Source organism: Arthrobacter sp. Soil_N43 (assembly GCF_057655195.1).
In genome coordinates this window covers 15,129-30,090 of the sequence record NZ_JBDGML010000079.1, presented here as the reverse complement: position 1 = coordinate 30,090, position 14,962 = coordinate 15,129, and the positions used below count along the sequence as shown (strand labels likewise).

The window sequence follows — 14,962 nt, the reverse complement described above, 5'->3', positions numbered from 1 at the left end:
GGGTTAACCCTAACTTTTTGTTGCGGAAACCGCTGATTCGAAGCCGGACGGCAACGTGGCGGACGTGTTGGACGTGGCCGGCACCAGCAATTCCAGTACCCGGATCACGCGGTCCTCGAAGCCCTTGGCGGACGGATCGGTGAGGTTGGCCAGGAGCCGGACCACGAAGCGCATCAGCACAGGGACGGGCATTCCGGTCCGCAGGGCGAGCTTCATGACCGCAGGCTTGCCGATCAGCGCGGCAAACGCCCGGCCCAGCGTGAAGTGCGAGCCCCACTGTTCCCGCACGTAGTCCGCGTACCCCGCAAGGTGCGCATCGGCGTCGTGCGTGGACCACCCGCCCGAGGCGCTGCGCGAGGACGCGTCAACAATGAACTCGGCCGCGAAGCGGGCGGACTCCATGGCGTAGGAGATGCCCTCGCCGTTGAACGGGGACACCATGCCGCCGGCGTCGCCGAGGAGCAGGAGGCCCGGCGCGTAGTGCGGCGTGCGGTTGAAGCCCATGGGCAGGGCGGCGCCGCGGATCTCGCCCACCTGGTTTTCCGGCGTGAAGCCCCATTCGGAGGGCATGCCGGCGGTCCACTCGCGAAGCACCTGCTTGTAGTCCAGTTTGCCGAATTCCTTGGAGGAGTTCAGGATGCCCAGGCCCACGTTGGACGTGCCGTCGCCGACGCCGAACACCCAGCCGTAGCCGGGCAGGAGCTTGCCGTCGCGTCCGGGAAGTTCCAGCCAGCCTTCCATCCAGTCGTCCTCGTGGCGTGGCGAGGTGAAGTAGGTGCGTACGGCCACGCCGAGGGGCCGGTCGTCGCGCTTCTGGATGCCGAGGGACACCGCGGTGCGGGTGGAGTTGCCGTCGGCGGCGAGGACGACGTCGGCGGTGAAGTCGCGCGTCTCCCCCGTCTTGCGCCCGGATTCGTCCAGGACGGCCGCACGGGCGCCGGTCACCCGGCCGTCTTCGCTGTGCAGCGCTTCCGTGACGCTGTGGCGTTCAAGCACGACGGCGCCCGCGGCCTGGGCGTGCCGGGCCAGCTCCTCATCGAAGCCGAGGCGCGTCCGGATCAGGCCATACTGCGGAAAGTCCGAGACCTCGGGCCACGGCAGCTCGATGGAGCGGCCGCCGGCAAGCAGGCGCAGGCCCTTGTTCCGGCGCCAGCCCTCCTCCTCGGGGTGCGGCAGGCCGAGCTTCTGGATCTCCCGCACGGCCCTGGGCGTGAGGCCGTCACCACACACCTTTTCGCGCGGGAAGCTGGTCTTTTCCAGGACCGTGACGTCGACGCCGGCCTTGGCGAGGTAATACGCGGCAGTGGATCCGGCCGGACCCGCGCCAACAATCAGTACTTTCACAGTGTCAGCGGGCGGTTCGCGGGATGTTGCGGCGCAGCTTGGCCACCGGGCCGGTGTGGGCAGCGATCGCGGCGGCCGAGCCGTTGCCGGCGAGCGGCTTGTGGGCACGGTGAACGGCCACGATGCCGCCGCTGAGGTTGCGGTACGTGACCTCTTCCCAGCCGGCTTCCTGCAGCCAGGCGGCGAGGTGGTCCTGGTCCGGCCAGGCGCGGATGGACTCGGCGAGGTACACGTAGGCGTCCGGGTTGGACGAGACCTTGGTGGCGATGGCCGGCAGGGCGCGCATGAGGTACTCGGTGTACATGGTGCGCCAGAGCGGCACCACGGGCTGGGAGAACTCGGCAATGACGAGCTTGCCGCCGGGCTTGGTCACACGGAGCATCTCGGCCAGGGCCTTCTTCGGCTCGTTGACGTTGCGCAGGCCGAAGGAGATGGTGCTGGCGTCGAACGTGTTGTCCGCGAAGGGCAGGTTGGTGGCATCCCCGGCGATGAAATCGATATCCGGGCGGCGCCGCTTGCCCACCTTGAGCATGCCAAGCGAGAAATCACAGGCCACCACATCTATGCCCGCATCGGCATATGGCTCGCTCGAGGTCCCCGTTCCGGCGGCCAGGTCCAGCACGCGCTGGCCGGGCCGGACATCCATGGCCTCCACCACGACCTTGCGCCAGCGGCGGGTCTGTCCCATCGAGAGGACATCGTTGACGACATCGTATTTCGGTGCGACGTCGTCAAACATCGTGGCTACTTCGTCCGGACGCTTTTCCAAGGATGCTCGGTTCACCCTGTCAATCTACCCGAATCTGCTGTTAGGTACTTGAAGGTACTTAGCCGGCCTTTGCCGCGGCCGGCCGAAAAGTACCTGAGATCACTTGAAGTTACTGTGCGGAGTAGTGTTGACCCATCATGACCAGAACGCTCCGCACTCTGACAGTCCCTTTGGATGGAGAATCGACTCCCGGGGGGCTGCCGTCGTATCTGGTCCGGGACGACGTTCTCTGCTGGACGCGGCGGGAGGCCGGACTCGTGGGCTTCGGCGAGGTGGCACGGTTTACAGCCACCGGGCCCGAACGGTTCCTTGAGGCGGACATCTGGTGGCGGCACCTGGTGATCGAGGCCGACATCACCGACCACGTCGAATGCCCCGGCACCGGCCCCGTAGCCTTCGGCTCGTTTGCGTTCTCCAAAGTATCCGCCCACGAATCGCGCCTGATTGTGCCCGAGATCGTGGTCGGCGTGCGGGACGGCCGCACCTGGCTCACCCAGATAACCGCCGACGACGGCGAACTCACCGAAGAGGGTGCCCTCGCCGCGCTGAGGGGCTGGCTGGAAGGGTCCGCCGATGGCGAGGTGCCCGCAGAGCCGGTCTCCGCCGTCGGACTTTCCGGGACCGCCACGCTGGAAACCGGCTCGCTCAGCGAGGCGGACTGGATGGCTGCCGTCGCTGCCGGTGTTGCCGAGATCCGCACGGGCAAGCTGGAAAAGCTCGTCCTGGCACGGGATGTCGTGGCCACCGTGCCGGAGGGTGTCAACGCGGCGGAGGTACTGCGGCAGCTCGCCATCCGGTACCGGGAATGCTGGACCTACGGGGTGGACGGCCTCGTGGGCGCCACCCCGGAAATGCTCATCCAGGTGGAGGGCCGCACCGCCCAGGCGCGTGTCCTCGCGGGGACGCTGGACCGACGCGACGCCGTCGGCGAGGCCGGGCTGCCCTTGGACTACGCCGAGCGGGTGCTGGCCGGCTCCGAAAAGCAGCGGCACGAGCACGAGATCGCCATCCAGTCGCTGACCACTCAGCTGGCGCCGTTCTCGGAGGCCATGAACGCGCACAGCGAGCCGTTCATCCTGGAGCTGCCGAATGTGTGGCATCTGGCGTCGGACGTCAAGGCCGAGCTCACCGAGGTGGAGGGGCACGTGCCCACCTGCCTGGCCCTGATCAACGCCCTGCACCCCACGGCCGCCGTCTGCGGCACTCCTACGCAGGTGGCCGGGGCGTTGATCCGGAAGCTCGAGCACATGGACCGGGGTCCGTACGCCGGGCCCGTCGGCTGGCTGGACGCGGCCGGAAACGGCGAGTGGGGCATTGCGCTGCGCGGCGCCGTCATCGAGTCGCCCACCACCGTCCGCTTATATGCCGGATGCGGAATAGTCGAGGGCTCCCATCCGGAAGCGGAACTGGCCGAGACGTGGGCAAAGTTCCGGCCGATGCTGGAATCGCTGGGCATCAGCAGCTGAGGCGGCTGCCGCGATGCCGCCGCCCTGCCCGTCCCCGCCGTCGATTGTCTGGAATCACAGACATCTCTGGCCCGGAACGCCTTGCAAAATCGCGTGCAATAGTTATCGAATAGTCAAAGTTAGTTTTCTGTGATGCACATCTCTCATTCAGCGTTACACTATAAGCCGTCTAAGTTCCGCATACTCCTGCAACAAAAGGTAAGAAACCATGTTTAAGTCCCTTGCCACGGCCAAACTCAGCGCCAAGGCAGCCGCACTGCTCGCTGTCGGGGCACTCAGCCTCACCGCGTGCGGCGGCGGTAGCGCCACTCCCGCTGCCACAAGCAGCGACGGCGGCGTGCAGCTCATCAATGCCGGCAAACTGACCGTCTGCTCGGACGTCCCCTACGAGCCGTTCGAGTTCCAGAAGGACGGCAAGATCGTCGGCTTCGACATGGACATCGCCGCAGAGGTTGCCAAGGACATGAAGGCCGAGCTCAACGTGGTGGACAGCTCCTTCGAAGCCATCGAGACCGGCACCGCCCTGACCCAGTGCGACGTTTCCATCTCCTCGATTTCAATCACGGAGCCGCGGAAGGCCGTCATGGACTTCTCCGACCCCTACCTGAACGACGACCTGACCCTCGTCGCCTCTGACGCTTCGGGCATCACCAACCTCGACGGCGCCAAGGGCAAGAAGGTGGGCGTGCAGCAGGCCACCACCGGCGCCCAGTACGCGAAGGACAAGGGCCTCGACGCACAGCAGTTCGAGGACACGGGGCTCCTGGTCCAGGCGCTCAAGGCCGGCACCATCGACGCCGCCCTCGGCAACCAGTCCGTCCTGGGCTACGCCATCAAGGACGACGCCAAGTACAAGCGCGTGGAGAACTACGCCACCGGTGAGAAGCTGGGCATCGCGATCAAGAAGGGCAACTCCGCCATGCTTGGTCAGGTCAACACAACGCTGAAGCGCCTGACCGACGACGGAAGCCTCAAGAAGTTCGAGACCACTTGGTTCGGCGAAGCCACCAAGTAGCCAACGCGCCTGAGACCTACGCAGCAGGGGCCCCGTTCAGGATCTGTCCAACAGTCCGTACGGGGCCTCAACTGCGCAAACGAATGTGAGTAGACCATGGCAATGACAATGACCGCACGTCAGCGAGCCAGAGTAAGCCTGTATGTCCAGGCCGGAATCTTTGTTGTGGCCACGGCCGCGCTGATCCTGGCCACCGACTGGAGGGCCGTCGGCAACAGCGTCTTCAACTTCGGCAAGATCGGACCGTTGTTCCCGGATATCTTCATCTCGGGCCTGAAGAACACCCTGATCTATACCTTCCTCGGATTCATCTTGGGCCTGTCCGGCGGCCTGCTGCTGGCCCTCATGAAGCTCTCCAGCTTCCCGCTTTACCGCTGGATCGCCACCGGCTACATCGAATTTTTCCGCGGCATCCCGGCCCTGCTGGTGTTCATCGCCTTCGGCTACGGCGTTCCGCTGGCCTTCGGGGTTTCCTGGAACGTGACCGTCGTGGTGATGGTTTCCCTCGGCATGGTCGCCGCGGCATACATCGCCGAAACCCTCCGCGCCGGCCTGCAGGCAGTACCGCGGGGCCAGATGGAGGCTGCGCGTTCTCTGGGCATGCCCCAGTGGCGGGCCATGGTCACCATCGTGATCCCGCAGGCCTTCAGGATCGTCCTGCCGCCGCTGACCAACGAGGTCATCCTGCTGACCAAGGACTCGTCGCTGATCTACGTGCTGGGCCTGACCGCCTCGCAGTACGACCTCACCAAGTTCGGCCGTGACGGCATCTCCAGCCTGGGCGCGGGCCTGACGCCGCTTCTGGTGGCCGGCGCGTTCTACCTGGTGATCACCATCCCGCTGAGCCTCCTGGCCCGGAAGTTCGAAAGCCGCTCCGCGCGGACCAAGCGATAGGCAGAGAAGCTAATGAACGACGTCGTCACCAACTCCCGCAACCACACCGGTTCCCTCAACGCCGCCGGTGTTTCCATCCAGAATCTGCGCAAGTCCTACGGGACCAACGAGGTCCTCAAGGGCATCAGCCTGAACGTGTCGCCTGGAGAGGTCGTCTGCCTGATCGGCCCGTCCGGCTCCGGCAAATCCACCCTCCTGCGCTGCGTGAATCTCCTGGAACAGCCCAACGAGGGCACCATCCACGTGGGCGGTTTCGACGCCACGGACCCCGATGTGGACATCGACCGGATGCGCCGCAAGGTGGGCATGGTGTTCCAGCAGTTCAATCTCTTCCCGCACCTGAGCGCGCTGCGGAACTGCACCGTGGCGCAGACCAAGGTGCTCAAGCGCTCCCAGTCCGAGGCGGACAAGGTGGCGCACGCCAACCTTGAGCGCGTGGGGCTGGGGCACCTCGCCGACCGCTACCCGGACCAGCTGTCCGGCGGCCAGCAGCAGCGTGTGGCGATCGCCCGGGCGCTGAGCATGGACCCGGAGCTGATGCTGTTCGACGAGCCCACCTCGGCCCTGGACCCGGAGACGGTGGGCGACGTGCTCTCGGTCATGCGGAACCTGGCCAAGGAAGGCATGACCATGCTCGTGGTCACGCACGAGATGGGCTTCGCCCGCGAAGTGGCCGACCGCGTGGTCTTCATGGACGGCGGCGTGGTAGTCGAGGAAGGCGTGGCCGAGCAGGTCATCAGCACCCCGACCCAGGGCCGCACCAAGGAGTTCCTCAAGCGCGTGCTGGACCCGACGCACATCGAGATCTCGGAGTAGCCTCTCGCCTGGCGACGCGACGGCGGGGCACACCGGCCGCCGCCAGCTTCCGTTCCAGCTGTCCCGGCGTCATCAGGTCTGCCCAGACCCAGCGGACCACGGCGCGACCTGTGGCACGGATCCGGTCCTCACGGTACTTCTCGTCGATCACAGCCTGCGACGGACTTCTGCCCTTCAGATATTCCGGCTTCAGGTATTTGTCCACACCGTCGAACTCCCCGACGACACGGACACTGTGCCAGTAATAGTCGGAGTAGCCAACCAATCCCCGGTCATCGCGGATTTCGTGCTGCAGGGCGGGCGCTTCAAATCCTGCTGCGCATATGAGGGCCCGGCTGTAGGACTCCCCGCCGAGGCAGACAGGGCATCGGCGAACTCGACGGCGACGACGATCCTGTGGGTTGCCGCCGTGGTGTAGTTCCCTTCGATTCCTGCCAGCAACTGCTCCTTGGAAAGCGCCGGCAGCCCCCCTTGCCCGGTCCGGTCGCAGCACATGGTCCAGCGGAACGATAGCTTCCCGGAAAGGTGTGAAAGCCGCAAGATCCAGGACAGTGCGCACCCGGCCGGTCACCAAAAGCCCGTCGTGCCTGAACGCCTTCACGCCAGCAGGGTCGGCATAATGCCTGCGCACCCCTGCCCGAGATCGGCCGCCGTCGTTCTGAAACGTCAGTGCATGCACAGCGTGGCGAAGACCGATGGTCGGAATGCCCCAGACGCTGGCCGCCGAATGCCAGGCGAACACCGTTGGTGCAGAGAGCGTTTCCGCCGCTGCCTGGACGCGCAGCCGGTACTGCTCCCATGCTGTGAGCGAGCTCCAGGCTGCCCCATCCACATAGACTCCGTGACGGAGCCGGACAAGCGCGCCCGAGCCGCACTGGCGGGCGAGCATCTTCGGCGTCAATCCCTGCTGAATGCGGTCGCGTGCCAGGATCAGCCGTGGTAAATCCGTCATGGTTCGTAGACTCGCAGGTCACGATGTCTCCCTGACAGGGGCCAGGTGCGCCATGTGGATATCCCGGGCGCGCCCCCTCATGACGCGCCCCGGCGACAGCGACGCGGAAATTGCCCCACGCGCACGGAATTCCAGTAGCGGGAGGAAATTTGCGCAGCGCCAGGTAATTGACGCGGCGCCCGGCCGCAACCCGCGCCCCTACTCCGCCAAGACCCCTGCCACGGCCCCGCTTACCGCCGACCTGATCCGCCGGTGCAGGGCCCGGAGCCCGTGCCGGTCCGTGCGGACCTCAATGATGGTGCGGGCCGCGAAGGGCGCGGCCAGCGCTTCGGCGAGTCCCGCCGTCGTGCTTACCGTGCAATGCCCGACGCCGTACGCTGCGGCGAGTGCCGCGATGTCCACGGAGTGGGGGGTGCCAAAGAGCCGTTCGACGGCGTCTCCGTAGCCGCCTGCCTCAGCCACCGCGCCGTGCTCCAGAAGGTTGAAAATCGCCCCGCCGGAGTCGTTAAGGACGACAATGCGCAGCCGCGGCTGGTCTTCGCCGGCGCCGAGGAGGAGGCCGCCGGCGTCGTGAAGGAAAGTGACGTCGCCCAGCAGCAGTGTGGTTTCCTGGTGGCCGCCGAGTGCGATACCGGTTGCGGTGGAGATGGTGCCGTCGATCCCGGCGAGGCCACGGTTCGCGAACACGGTGGCGGTCGGTTCGGTGGAGGGCTGGCCGGCAAGGTCCACGTCGCGGATGCCGTTGGAGGACCCGAGGACCAGCTGGCCGCGGGAGTGCTTCCAGATGAGGGCTCCCACCGACGGGCCGGTCGCCTCGTCGTGGTCGGAGAGCACGCCGTCGACGGCGTGCTGCGCCGCGGCACCGGCGAGCAGCCAGCCGTCGAGCCACCCGGAGGATCCCCGGCCGGCGAACTCGGCGAGCTCCGTCAGGCTGGCCACGGGGGTTTCGCGTCGGCGGCCGGGCTCGTGCCAAGCCACCGGCACAGGCTCGTAAAGTGCGGTGGCAACGTCCGTCCGGGCCAGCAGCGCCGAGACCGGCCGCGACAGGGTGGGGCGGCCGAACACCACCGCGCGCTCGATCGGCTGCGCAGCGTCAGGGCCGAAGTGCTCCAGGAGCAGCCGGTAGGGGCCCACAGCGTTCGGGCCGAACCGCGAGTTCGACGACGGCTCGGCCAGCAGCGGCAGGCCGTGGGCCCGGGCGAACGCCTCCGCAACGGGACCGGCGTCGTGCCCCGCGAGAACCACGGTCCGCCGCTCCGGCAGGTCCTCCGTCGTGTGGGTCAGGGACATGGTGAGCGGCTCGGTGCCGATGCGGAACGTGCCGTGGCCGCGCTGCTCCGGCAGCCGCTCCCCCGCCTCGGGAACCAGAGGGTCGCGGAACGCCAGGTTGAGCTGCACGGGCCCGGGCGGCGTGTCCTCGAAGGCGCCGGTGGCGGCCGCGAGCGCCGTTTCAACGGCCCGCTGCGGGCTGTCACCGGCAGGGACGTCGACGGCGAAGCGCACGTGCTCGCCGAACAGGTCCAGCTGGACGGTGGTCTGGTTCGCGCCGGTTCCGCGAAGCTCCTCGGGACGGTCGGCGGATAGCACCACCAGCGGGACTGCGGCATGGTTGGCTTCCATGACGGCCGGAAGGAGATTCCCGACGGCGGTCCCCGAGGTGGTCAGGACGGCCGCCGGAGCGCCTGTCGCCAGGGCCAGGCCCAGGGCCGTGAAGCCGGCAGAGCGCTCGTCGATCCGGACCAGCAGCTCCACCCGGCCGGCCGCCGAGGCCTCAGCGAGTGCGTACGCCATCGGGGCTGACCGCGATCCGGGCGACACCACCACATACCGGACGCCGCCAGCTAACAGCCCGGAAACGGCGATGCGAGCGGCCGCCATCGAGGTCAGCATGCGCTCCGGATCAGCCCGCGCATGAACGGGCACGGAGCCTGAAAAGGCGTGGATAGAAGGGGCGGAAGGCTCGGTCTGGTCCTCGGAGGTCACCGAACAAGTCTGCCACCAACCGCGACGCTCCCTCACTTCCCGCCGCCCCCACCACGACGCTCCCTCACTTCCTGTCGGGACAGGAAGTGAGGGAGCGTCAAACACAACCCCGCAGGACGTGAGGGAGCGTCAAACACAAACCCGCAGGAAGTGAGGGAGCGTCGGGCAGAAAGTTGCAGGAAGTGAGGGAGGGCTGGCGGGAGGGCTGGCGGTGGGTGGGGTGGGGGCTTAAGCGTCGGTGCGGAAGACCTGGATCACCGACGGGCGTGGCGCACGGGCCTGGCCGCGCTTCACCGGGGCACCGGGGCGCACGTAGTCCGGGAAGTAGGAGTTCGGCGCCTCGAAGGTGCCCTCCTCGCCCGGGTGCTGGACGGAGACGAACACGGTGCGCTCGTCGTCGTGGATGATCGGCCCGCAGGTCTCGGCGTCCCGGGGAACCGCGAGGAACTGCTCCACGCGGCCGCGCTCGGCTCCTTCGAGGGTGACCTTGAACAGGCCGTCGGCCCGGCCGATGCCCGAGGGTGCCCCGTCGGTGGAGATCCAGAGGTTGCCCACGGAGTCGAACGCCAGGTTGTCCGGGCAGGAGATCGGCGAGACCTGGTCCGCCGGGAAGCCGGAGAAGTAGGTGACGTCTCCCTGCGCAGGATCGCCGCAGACCATGAGGAGGTTCCACGTGAACTTCGTTGAGGTCTGGTCGCCGGTCTCGGTGATTTCCACGATGTGGCCGTCGCGGTTTTCGTTGCGGGGGTTGACCTCCGTGGCGCCTTCCTTGCCCACCTTGCCGCGGTCCGAGTTGTTGGTGCAGGCAACGTACACCTTGCCGGTGTGCAGGCTCGGCTCCACGTCCTCGCAGCGGTCCATCTTGGTGGGGCCGACCTTGTCCGCGGCCAGGCGCGTGTAGACCAGGACCTCTTCCACGGACATCCCGGCGACCTTGGACTTGCCGTTGACAACGAGCGGCAGCCATTCGCCCTTGCCGTCGAAGGATCCGTCGGCAGGCACCTTGCCGGACCCGTCGATCTCGGCCGCCGGTGAGTCGCCCGTGAACTTAGCCACGTAGAGATCACCCTCGGACAGCAGGGTCATGTTGTGCTTACGGTCGCCCTCGCGGTACTTGGCCTTCGAGACGAACTTGTAGAGGTAGTCGAACCGCTCGTCGTCGCCGGAGTACGCCACGACGTGCCCGGACTGAGCCACGATGACGTTGGCGCCCTCGTGCTTGAAGCGTCCCAGGGAGGAGTGCTTTTTCGGCGTGGAGGTGGGGTCGAACGGGTCGACCTCCACGATCCAGCCGAAGCGGTTGGCCTCGTTCTCGTAGCCGGGGTTGTTGGTGTTGAAGCGCGGATCGTCCAGTTCCCACTGGCGGGCAGTGGCCTTGTTAGTCAGGCCGTAACGCGTGTCCGCGGCGGAGGTTCCGGGTGCCACGAAGTAGCCGTTGAAGTTCTCTTCACCGGACAGGATGGTGCCCCACGGCGTGGTGCCGCCGGCGCAGTTGCCCAGCGTGCCGTTGATCCAGCGGCCGGCAGGGTCCGCGGTGGTCTTGACCAGCGCGGAACCGGCAGCAGGCCCGGTGAGCTCGTAGCGGGTGCTGTTCAGGTAGCGGCGGTTCAGCTTCGCGCCCTGGACGTACTTCCAAGGCGAGCTCTTGTTGGTGCGCTCCAGTTCCACCACGGAGAGTCCATGGGCTGCCTGGCTGACCGCCCGGACATCGGCGGCTGGCATGGACGGCGGGAACATGATGGCGTCGTTCGTGTACTCGTGGTTGGCGAAGAGCACGGCGCGGCGGCCCTTGCTGCCCGGGATTTCCAGGATGTCGGTGTAGTCATTGTTGTAGCCGAACTGGCGCTCCTGGGCCGCGGCAGTCTGCTTGGCGAGGTCGAACGCGGGGGCGTCCTTGAAGATGGGGTCGCCCCACCGGATGATCGGCTGCCAGGTAAAGCCCGCGGGCACGGTGACGGCGTCGACGTCGGCCGTGACTGAGGGGATGGCGGTGAACTGCAGCTTGGAGGCGCCTGTGTGGCCGTAACCGTTCTTGGCGGCAGCGGAAAGCCCTGTGCCGCCGTCGGCTACTGCAGTTTCGGAGGATGCCAGGGAACCGCCGAGGACGACGGCGAGGGCACCGGCGGCGCCGAAGCCCAGCGCGGCGCGGCGGGACAGCGTGGTGGATGCGATGTCGCGGAAGTAGCTGTTGGAGCTGGTGTTGCAGACCTCGCCCGAGCAGGCGTTGTCGCACTTGAGCGCGCAGGTGACGGGGCTGCGCTTGCCTTTGGTGTGGCCGAGCATGGGCAGCAGGGCAAATTTGCGCCCGGTGATTTCAGACATGGAGGGACCTTCCAAGGGGTGTGATGCGGTCCCGCCCACCCTGTCAGCGACACCTGAAGACGAGAGGTCACTACGGTTAAGATCCAGTGAACTTACAGACCTGTAAGTTCACCCAAGCTCCGCGTAAACCCGGAGCAGCCGGGACAGCCACCATTCCTTCCTGTCGGCCGGGGCGGCATACTGCTCCAGCAGCCCCTCATCGGCGACGGCATCGCGCAGCCGGATGGCGCCGTCGTCGGGCACCAGCGGATCAGCAGTGACGTCCCCGGCGAGCAGCGACACGGTTCCCAGCCCGCAGGCGTAGGGCAGTTCCGGCAGGGCTGCCGCCAGAGCCAGCCCTGCGCGGATCCCCACGGAGGTGTCCAGCGCGGAACTCACGACGGCGGGCATCCCGGCCTCCGCCACGATGCCCAGCGTCCGCCGGACTCCGCCCAGCGGCGCCACCTTCACGACGATCAGGTCCGCGGCGCCGGCACGGGCCACCTTGAGCGGATCGTCCTCCTTGCGGACGCTTTCGTCGGCCGCAATCAGCACGGGGACGCCCGCCCGGCGCAGCTGCCGGCGCACCTCCGCCAGGCCGTCGATGTCCGGCACCGGCTGCTCGGCATATTCGAGCCCTGCACCGGCCAGCCGGGTGAGCGCTTCCACCGCCTCCGGGACCTGCCATCCTCCGTTGGCGTCCACGCGGATGGCGGCGTCCGGCAGCTCGTCGCGGACGGCTGCGACCCGGGCGGCGTCGTCGTCGAGGGACTGCCCGTGTTCCGCCACCTTGATCTTGACCGCATCCACGCGGCCGAAGCGGGCCAGGACTTCCGGAACGCGCGCCGCGGGGACTGCCGGCACCGTGGCGTTGACGGGGATGCTGGTACGGAGCGGCTCAGGGAATCCCTGCCAGCCGGCCTCGATGGCGGAGGCGAGCCAGCGGGAGGCCTCCGCGTCTCCGTATTCCGGGAACGGGCCGAATTCACCCCAGCCCGCCGGGCCCTTGAGCAGCAGCACTTCACGTTCGAGGATGCCGCGGAACTTCACCCGCATGGGCAGCACCACCACACGGGCGGCGGCGAGCAGCTCCTCGACCGAGGGCAGAAACTGGGAAGCCACGGGAGGGGGTTCGGCAGGCATGACTTCACTGTACCGGCGGCCACGCACCCCAGCCCGGCAGCGATTCAGCTATGTGGACAACCCACCCAAAGGGGACAACCCGCCCAGACGGTCAGTCAGGACGCGTGGCGTGCCCCAGGATATGCGCCACCGGCGGCGTCAGGGCCTGCGGCGCGAACGCGAAGCGCTCGTTGTCCGTCACCTGGAATCCCGCGGCCCGCACAGCTTCGAGTGTGTCCCGGTTAGGGTGGCATCCGCCCGCCATCCGCTGCCAGACCGGCGTCAAGACATCCTCTGCTGCGGCAAGCAGCCGGCGGTCCGAACGGACATGCTCGTAATACGCCAGCGTCCCGCCGGGGCGGAGGACGCGGAAGATTTCCGCGAGCGCCGGGCCCTGGTCGGCGACGCTGCAGAGCACCAGGCTGCAGACCACCGCATCTGCGCTGGCGTCGGGGACCGGGATCCGCTCGGCCGATCCCGCCACCACCACGACCGGGACAGGAGCCGACGCGGCCTGGACCTCGGCCAGGCTGCGCAGATAGTCGTCCGGCTCAACGGCCAGAACATCGGTGACAGCCGCGGGATACAGCGCGAACGACGATCCCTCCCCTGCACCGACTTCGATGACACTGCCCTGCAGACCCACCAGCAGGCGCCGGCGATGTTCAGCGCCGCCGCGGCGGTTCATTCCGGCGACAGCCCGTGCGTACGCGCGGGCGAACCGCGGGTGCTGCAGTGCGGCGGGTCCTTCCGGACTCTGCGGTGACATCACGGATGTTCTCCCTCTAAACGACGCCGGCCCCTACGTCGTTGGAGGGGCCGGCGGTATTGGGGGCGGTGCCGTGGAGCACCGCCGCTGTTGTCGTAGGCGGAGTCAGGGCGGCGGACCGCCCGGACTTGTCCCCCGTCTGCTAGGGTACCGTCCGCTAGGGTACCGGCTGCGGCACTCCGGGAGCACCGCTGCGGGCAACCTCGTCCGTCTGGTCAGCCTCGGTCCCGACCCCGAACCGTGCGATCACCGTTGTCCCCTTCCCGGGCACCGACAGCACCTGCACCGATCCTCCGGCTTCCCCGATGGTGTCCCTCATGATCCGCAGGCCGAAGTGCCCTTCCGGGGATCCGAGGCTTTGGTCAAAGCCGCATCCGTCATCGGTGATCCGTATTTCAGAGCGTTTTCCCACCTGCCGGAGCCGCAATTCCGCCTTGCTCGCCTTTGAATGCTTGGCGGTATTGGCCAGCGCCTCCCGCGCCACCCGGTAGAACAGGGCGGCACGGTCGCGGTCCAGGTCGCACGTGGGTGGCAGGTCCAGCGTGAGGCTGATCCCCCGTTCCTCGAGGGGATCGCCCAGCCGCGCCAAGGCCCCGGATAGGCCCAGCCTATTGAGGTCCGGCGGGTAGAGTTCGCTGGTCATGGCGCGCAGGTTCCGCACGTTGTCCTGCAGGATCCGCCGGGCTTCCGAGAACAGCCGGCGCTCGCCTGCAGGACGGTGCAGTTCCTCGGATTCCAGCAGGTATGACAGCCCCGAGAGGTCCTGGATCACTTCGTCGTGCAGGTCGCGGGCGATCCGCTGGCGTTCCAGCTCCGAGGCTTCGATGGCGCGGTGCAGCAGGCGGGTCCGGCCCGCTTCATAGGCCTGGATCCTGCGGGCCAGCCGCACTGCCGGCAGGAGCTGCGCCAACTGCAGGACACCCAGCGCCAGGAGGAACGGCGGAACCATGTCCAGCAGGACCGCAGCCTGTTCCTGGCGGACGGCGTCGTCGTCGTAATAGGCCTCGAAGGCGAGCCGCTCACCATTGGGCGCCGTCACGGGAACGTAGACTTCCACCAGCTCGCCCGAGTTGACGCCCTGGGCCTGCACCTCGTCCGTCTGTATTTCCAGCGTGGCTTTGACCGGCTTGCCGGCCAGGACCTCCAAGGCTTCATGCGGCAAATCGAACTTCTGGCCGATGAGCTTCTCGTCGTCCGAGTAGACCATGCGACCGTCCGAGTCCCAGAGCCTGATCTCGAACACGGACCGCTCCCCCACCCACGGGCGCAGCCGCTCGTCCAGCTTCGCGACGCCTGCCGGATCCCCGGACAGCACCGCCTGGTCCAGAAGCGGTGCCACCACGTTTTGGGCCAGGTTCTCGGTGGCCAGCTGCGAGTTCTCCAAAGCATGGTGCTCCGCCTCGGACCAGATCCAGAAGGCCACCGGGGTGGTGACCACCACGAGCGCTGCGAGCCCCATGATCAGGAACTGCCGCACCGCCTGGAAGACCTCGGAGCGCTCGGCCTGCCGCAATTCAAAAGGGTTGAACAG

At 67.5% G+C, this 14,962-nt stretch carries 12 protein-coding genes; 4 read left to right on the top strand and 8 right to left on the bottom strand.

Annotated elements, in window-relative coordinates:
- Positions 1-9: 9 nt before the first annotated feature.
- Together AC3A3W_RS08965 and AC3A3W_RS08960 are read right to left on the bottom strand one after the other, a co-directional pair.
- A complete protein-coding gene (locus AC3A3W_RS08965; RefSeq protein WP_487442060.1) occupies positions 10-1,344 on the bottom strand; it encodes a geranylgeranyl reductase family protein in 1,335 nt (444 codons plus the stop codon).
- Between the two features lie 4 nt (positions 1,345-1,348).
- Positions 1,349-2,128 carry a demethylmenaquinone methyltransferase gene (locus AC3A3W_RS08960; RefSeq protein WP_487442058.1) on the bottom strand — a complete coding sequence of 260 codons (780 nt, stop codon included), beginning with the start codon at positions 2,126-2,128 and terminating at the stop codon, positions 1,349-1,351.
- 122 nt (positions 2,129-2,250) lie between these two features.
- Between AC3A3W_RS08960 and AC3A3W_RS08955 the strand changes: the two genes are divergently transcribed.
- The 4 genes from AC3A3W_RS08955 to AC3A3W_RS08940 all read left to right on the top strand — a co-directional run bounded on the left by AC3A3W_RS08955 (position 2,251) and on the right by AC3A3W_RS08940 (position 6,304).
- A complete protein-coding gene (locus AC3A3W_RS08955; protein ID WP_487442056.1) occupies positions 2,251-3,579 on the top strand; it encodes an isochorismate synthase in 1,329 nt (442 codons plus the stop codon).
- Positions 3,580-3,787: 208 nt separating this feature from the next.
- The gene (locus tag AC3A3W_RS08950) at positions 3,788-4,594 is read left to right on the top strand and encodes an ABC transporter substrate-binding protein (protein WP_487442054.1); all 807 of its coding nucleotides are present in this window, start codon (positions 3,788-3,790) and stop codon (positions 4,592-4,594) included.
- Between the two features lie 102 nt (positions 4,595-4,696).
- A complete protein-coding gene (locus AC3A3W_RS08945; RefSeq protein ID WP_487442053.1) occupies positions 4,697-5,488 on the top strand; it encodes an amino acid ABC transporter permease in 792 nt (263 codons plus the stop codon).
- A 12-nt stretch (positions 5,489-5,500) separates the two neighbouring features.
- The gene (locus AC3A3W_RS08940; protein WP_487442051.1) at positions 5,501-6,304 is read left to right on the top strand and encodes an amino acid ABC transporter ATP-binding protein; all 804 of its coding nucleotides are present in this window, start codon (positions 5,501-5,503) and stop codon (positions 6,302-6,304) included.
- Here the strand turns inward: AC3A3W_RS08940 and AC3A3W_RS08935 are convergent.
- The 6 genes from AC3A3W_RS08935 to AC3A3W_RS08910 all read right to left on the bottom strand — a co-directional run bounded on the left by AC3A3W_RS08935 (position 6,261) and on the right by AC3A3W_RS08910 (position 14,944).
- The gene (locus AC3A3W_RS08935; protein ID WP_487442049.1) at positions 6,261-7,256 is read right to left on the bottom strand and encodes a hypothetical protein; all 996 of its coding nucleotides are present in this window, start codon (positions 7,254-7,256) and stop codon (positions 6,261-6,263) included. The two genes, AC3A3W_RS08940 and AC3A3W_RS08935, sit on opposite strands and share 44 nt — an antisense overlap.
- Positions 7,257-7,454: 198 nt before the next feature.
- Positions 7,455-9,146, bottom strand: coding sequence for a 2-succinyl-5-enolpyruvyl-6-hydroxy-3-cyclohexene-1-carboxylic-acid synthase (gene menD, locus AC3A3W_RS08930; RefSeq protein WP_487442129.1), 1,692 nt, complete (start codon positions 9,144-9,146; stop codon positions 7,455-7,457).
- Between the two features lie 321 nt (positions 9,147-9,467).
- Positions 9,468-11,561, bottom strand: coding sequence for a PhoX family protein (locus AC3A3W_RS08925; RefSeq protein WP_487442047.1), 2,094 nt, complete (start codon positions 11,559-11,561; stop codon positions 9,468-9,470).
- 108 nt (positions 11,562-11,669) lie between these two features.
- A complete protein-coding gene (locus AC3A3W_RS08920) occupies positions 11,670-12,683 on the bottom strand; it encodes an o-succinylbenzoate synthase (RefSeq protein ID WP_487442045.1) in 1,014 nt (337 codons plus the stop codon).
- A 91-nt stretch (positions 12,684-12,774) separates the two neighbouring features.
- Entirely contained in the window at positions 12,775-13,431 is a 657-nt protein-coding gene (locus AC3A3W_RS08915) for a class I SAM-dependent methyltransferase (RefSeq protein ID WP_487442044.1), read from the bottom strand.
- Between the two features lie 157 nt (positions 13,432-13,588).
- Entirely contained in the window at positions 13,589-14,944 is a 1,356-nt protein-coding gene (locus AC3A3W_RS08910) for a sensor histidine kinase (protein WP_487442042.1), read from the bottom strand.
- Positions 14,945-14,962: the final 18 nt, after the last annotated feature.

Coding starts and splice junctions, on each gene's coding strand:
- AC3A3W_RS08955 (WP_487442056.1), top strand. CDS start 2,251: ATGACCAGAACGCTCCGCACTCTGACAGTCCCTTTGGATGGAGAATCG.
- AC3A3W_RS08950 (WP_487442054.1), top strand. CDS start 3,788: ATGTTTAAGTCCCTTGCCACGGCCAAACTCAGCGCCAAGGCAGCCGCA.
- AC3A3W_RS08945 (WP_487442053.1), top strand. CDS start 4,697: ATGACAATGACCGCACGTCAGCGAGCCAGAGTAAGCCTGTATGTCCAG.
- AC3A3W_RS08940 (WP_487442051.1), top strand. CDS start 5,501: ATGAACGACGTCGTCACCAACTCCCGCAACCACACCGGTTCCCTCAAC.
- AC3A3W_RS08935 (WP_487442049.1), bottom strand. CDS start 7,256: ATGACGGATTTACCACGGCTGATCCTGGCACGCGACCGCATTCAGCAG.
- menD (WP_487442129.1), bottom strand. CDS start 9,146: ATGCTGACCTCGATGGCGGCCGCTCGCATCGCCGTTTCCGGGCTGTTA.
- AC3A3W_RS08925 (WP_487442047.1), bottom strand. CDS start 11,561: ATGTCTGAAATCACCGGGCGCAAATTTGCCCTGCTGCCCATGCTCGGC.
- AC3A3W_RS08920 (WP_487442045.1), bottom strand. CDS start 12,683: ATGCCTGCCGAACCCCCTCCCGTGGCTTCCCAGTTTCTGCCCTCGGTC.
- AC3A3W_RS08915 (WP_487442044.1), bottom strand. CDS start 13,431: ATGTCACCGCAGAGTCCGGAAGGACCCGCCGCACTGCAGCACCCGCGG.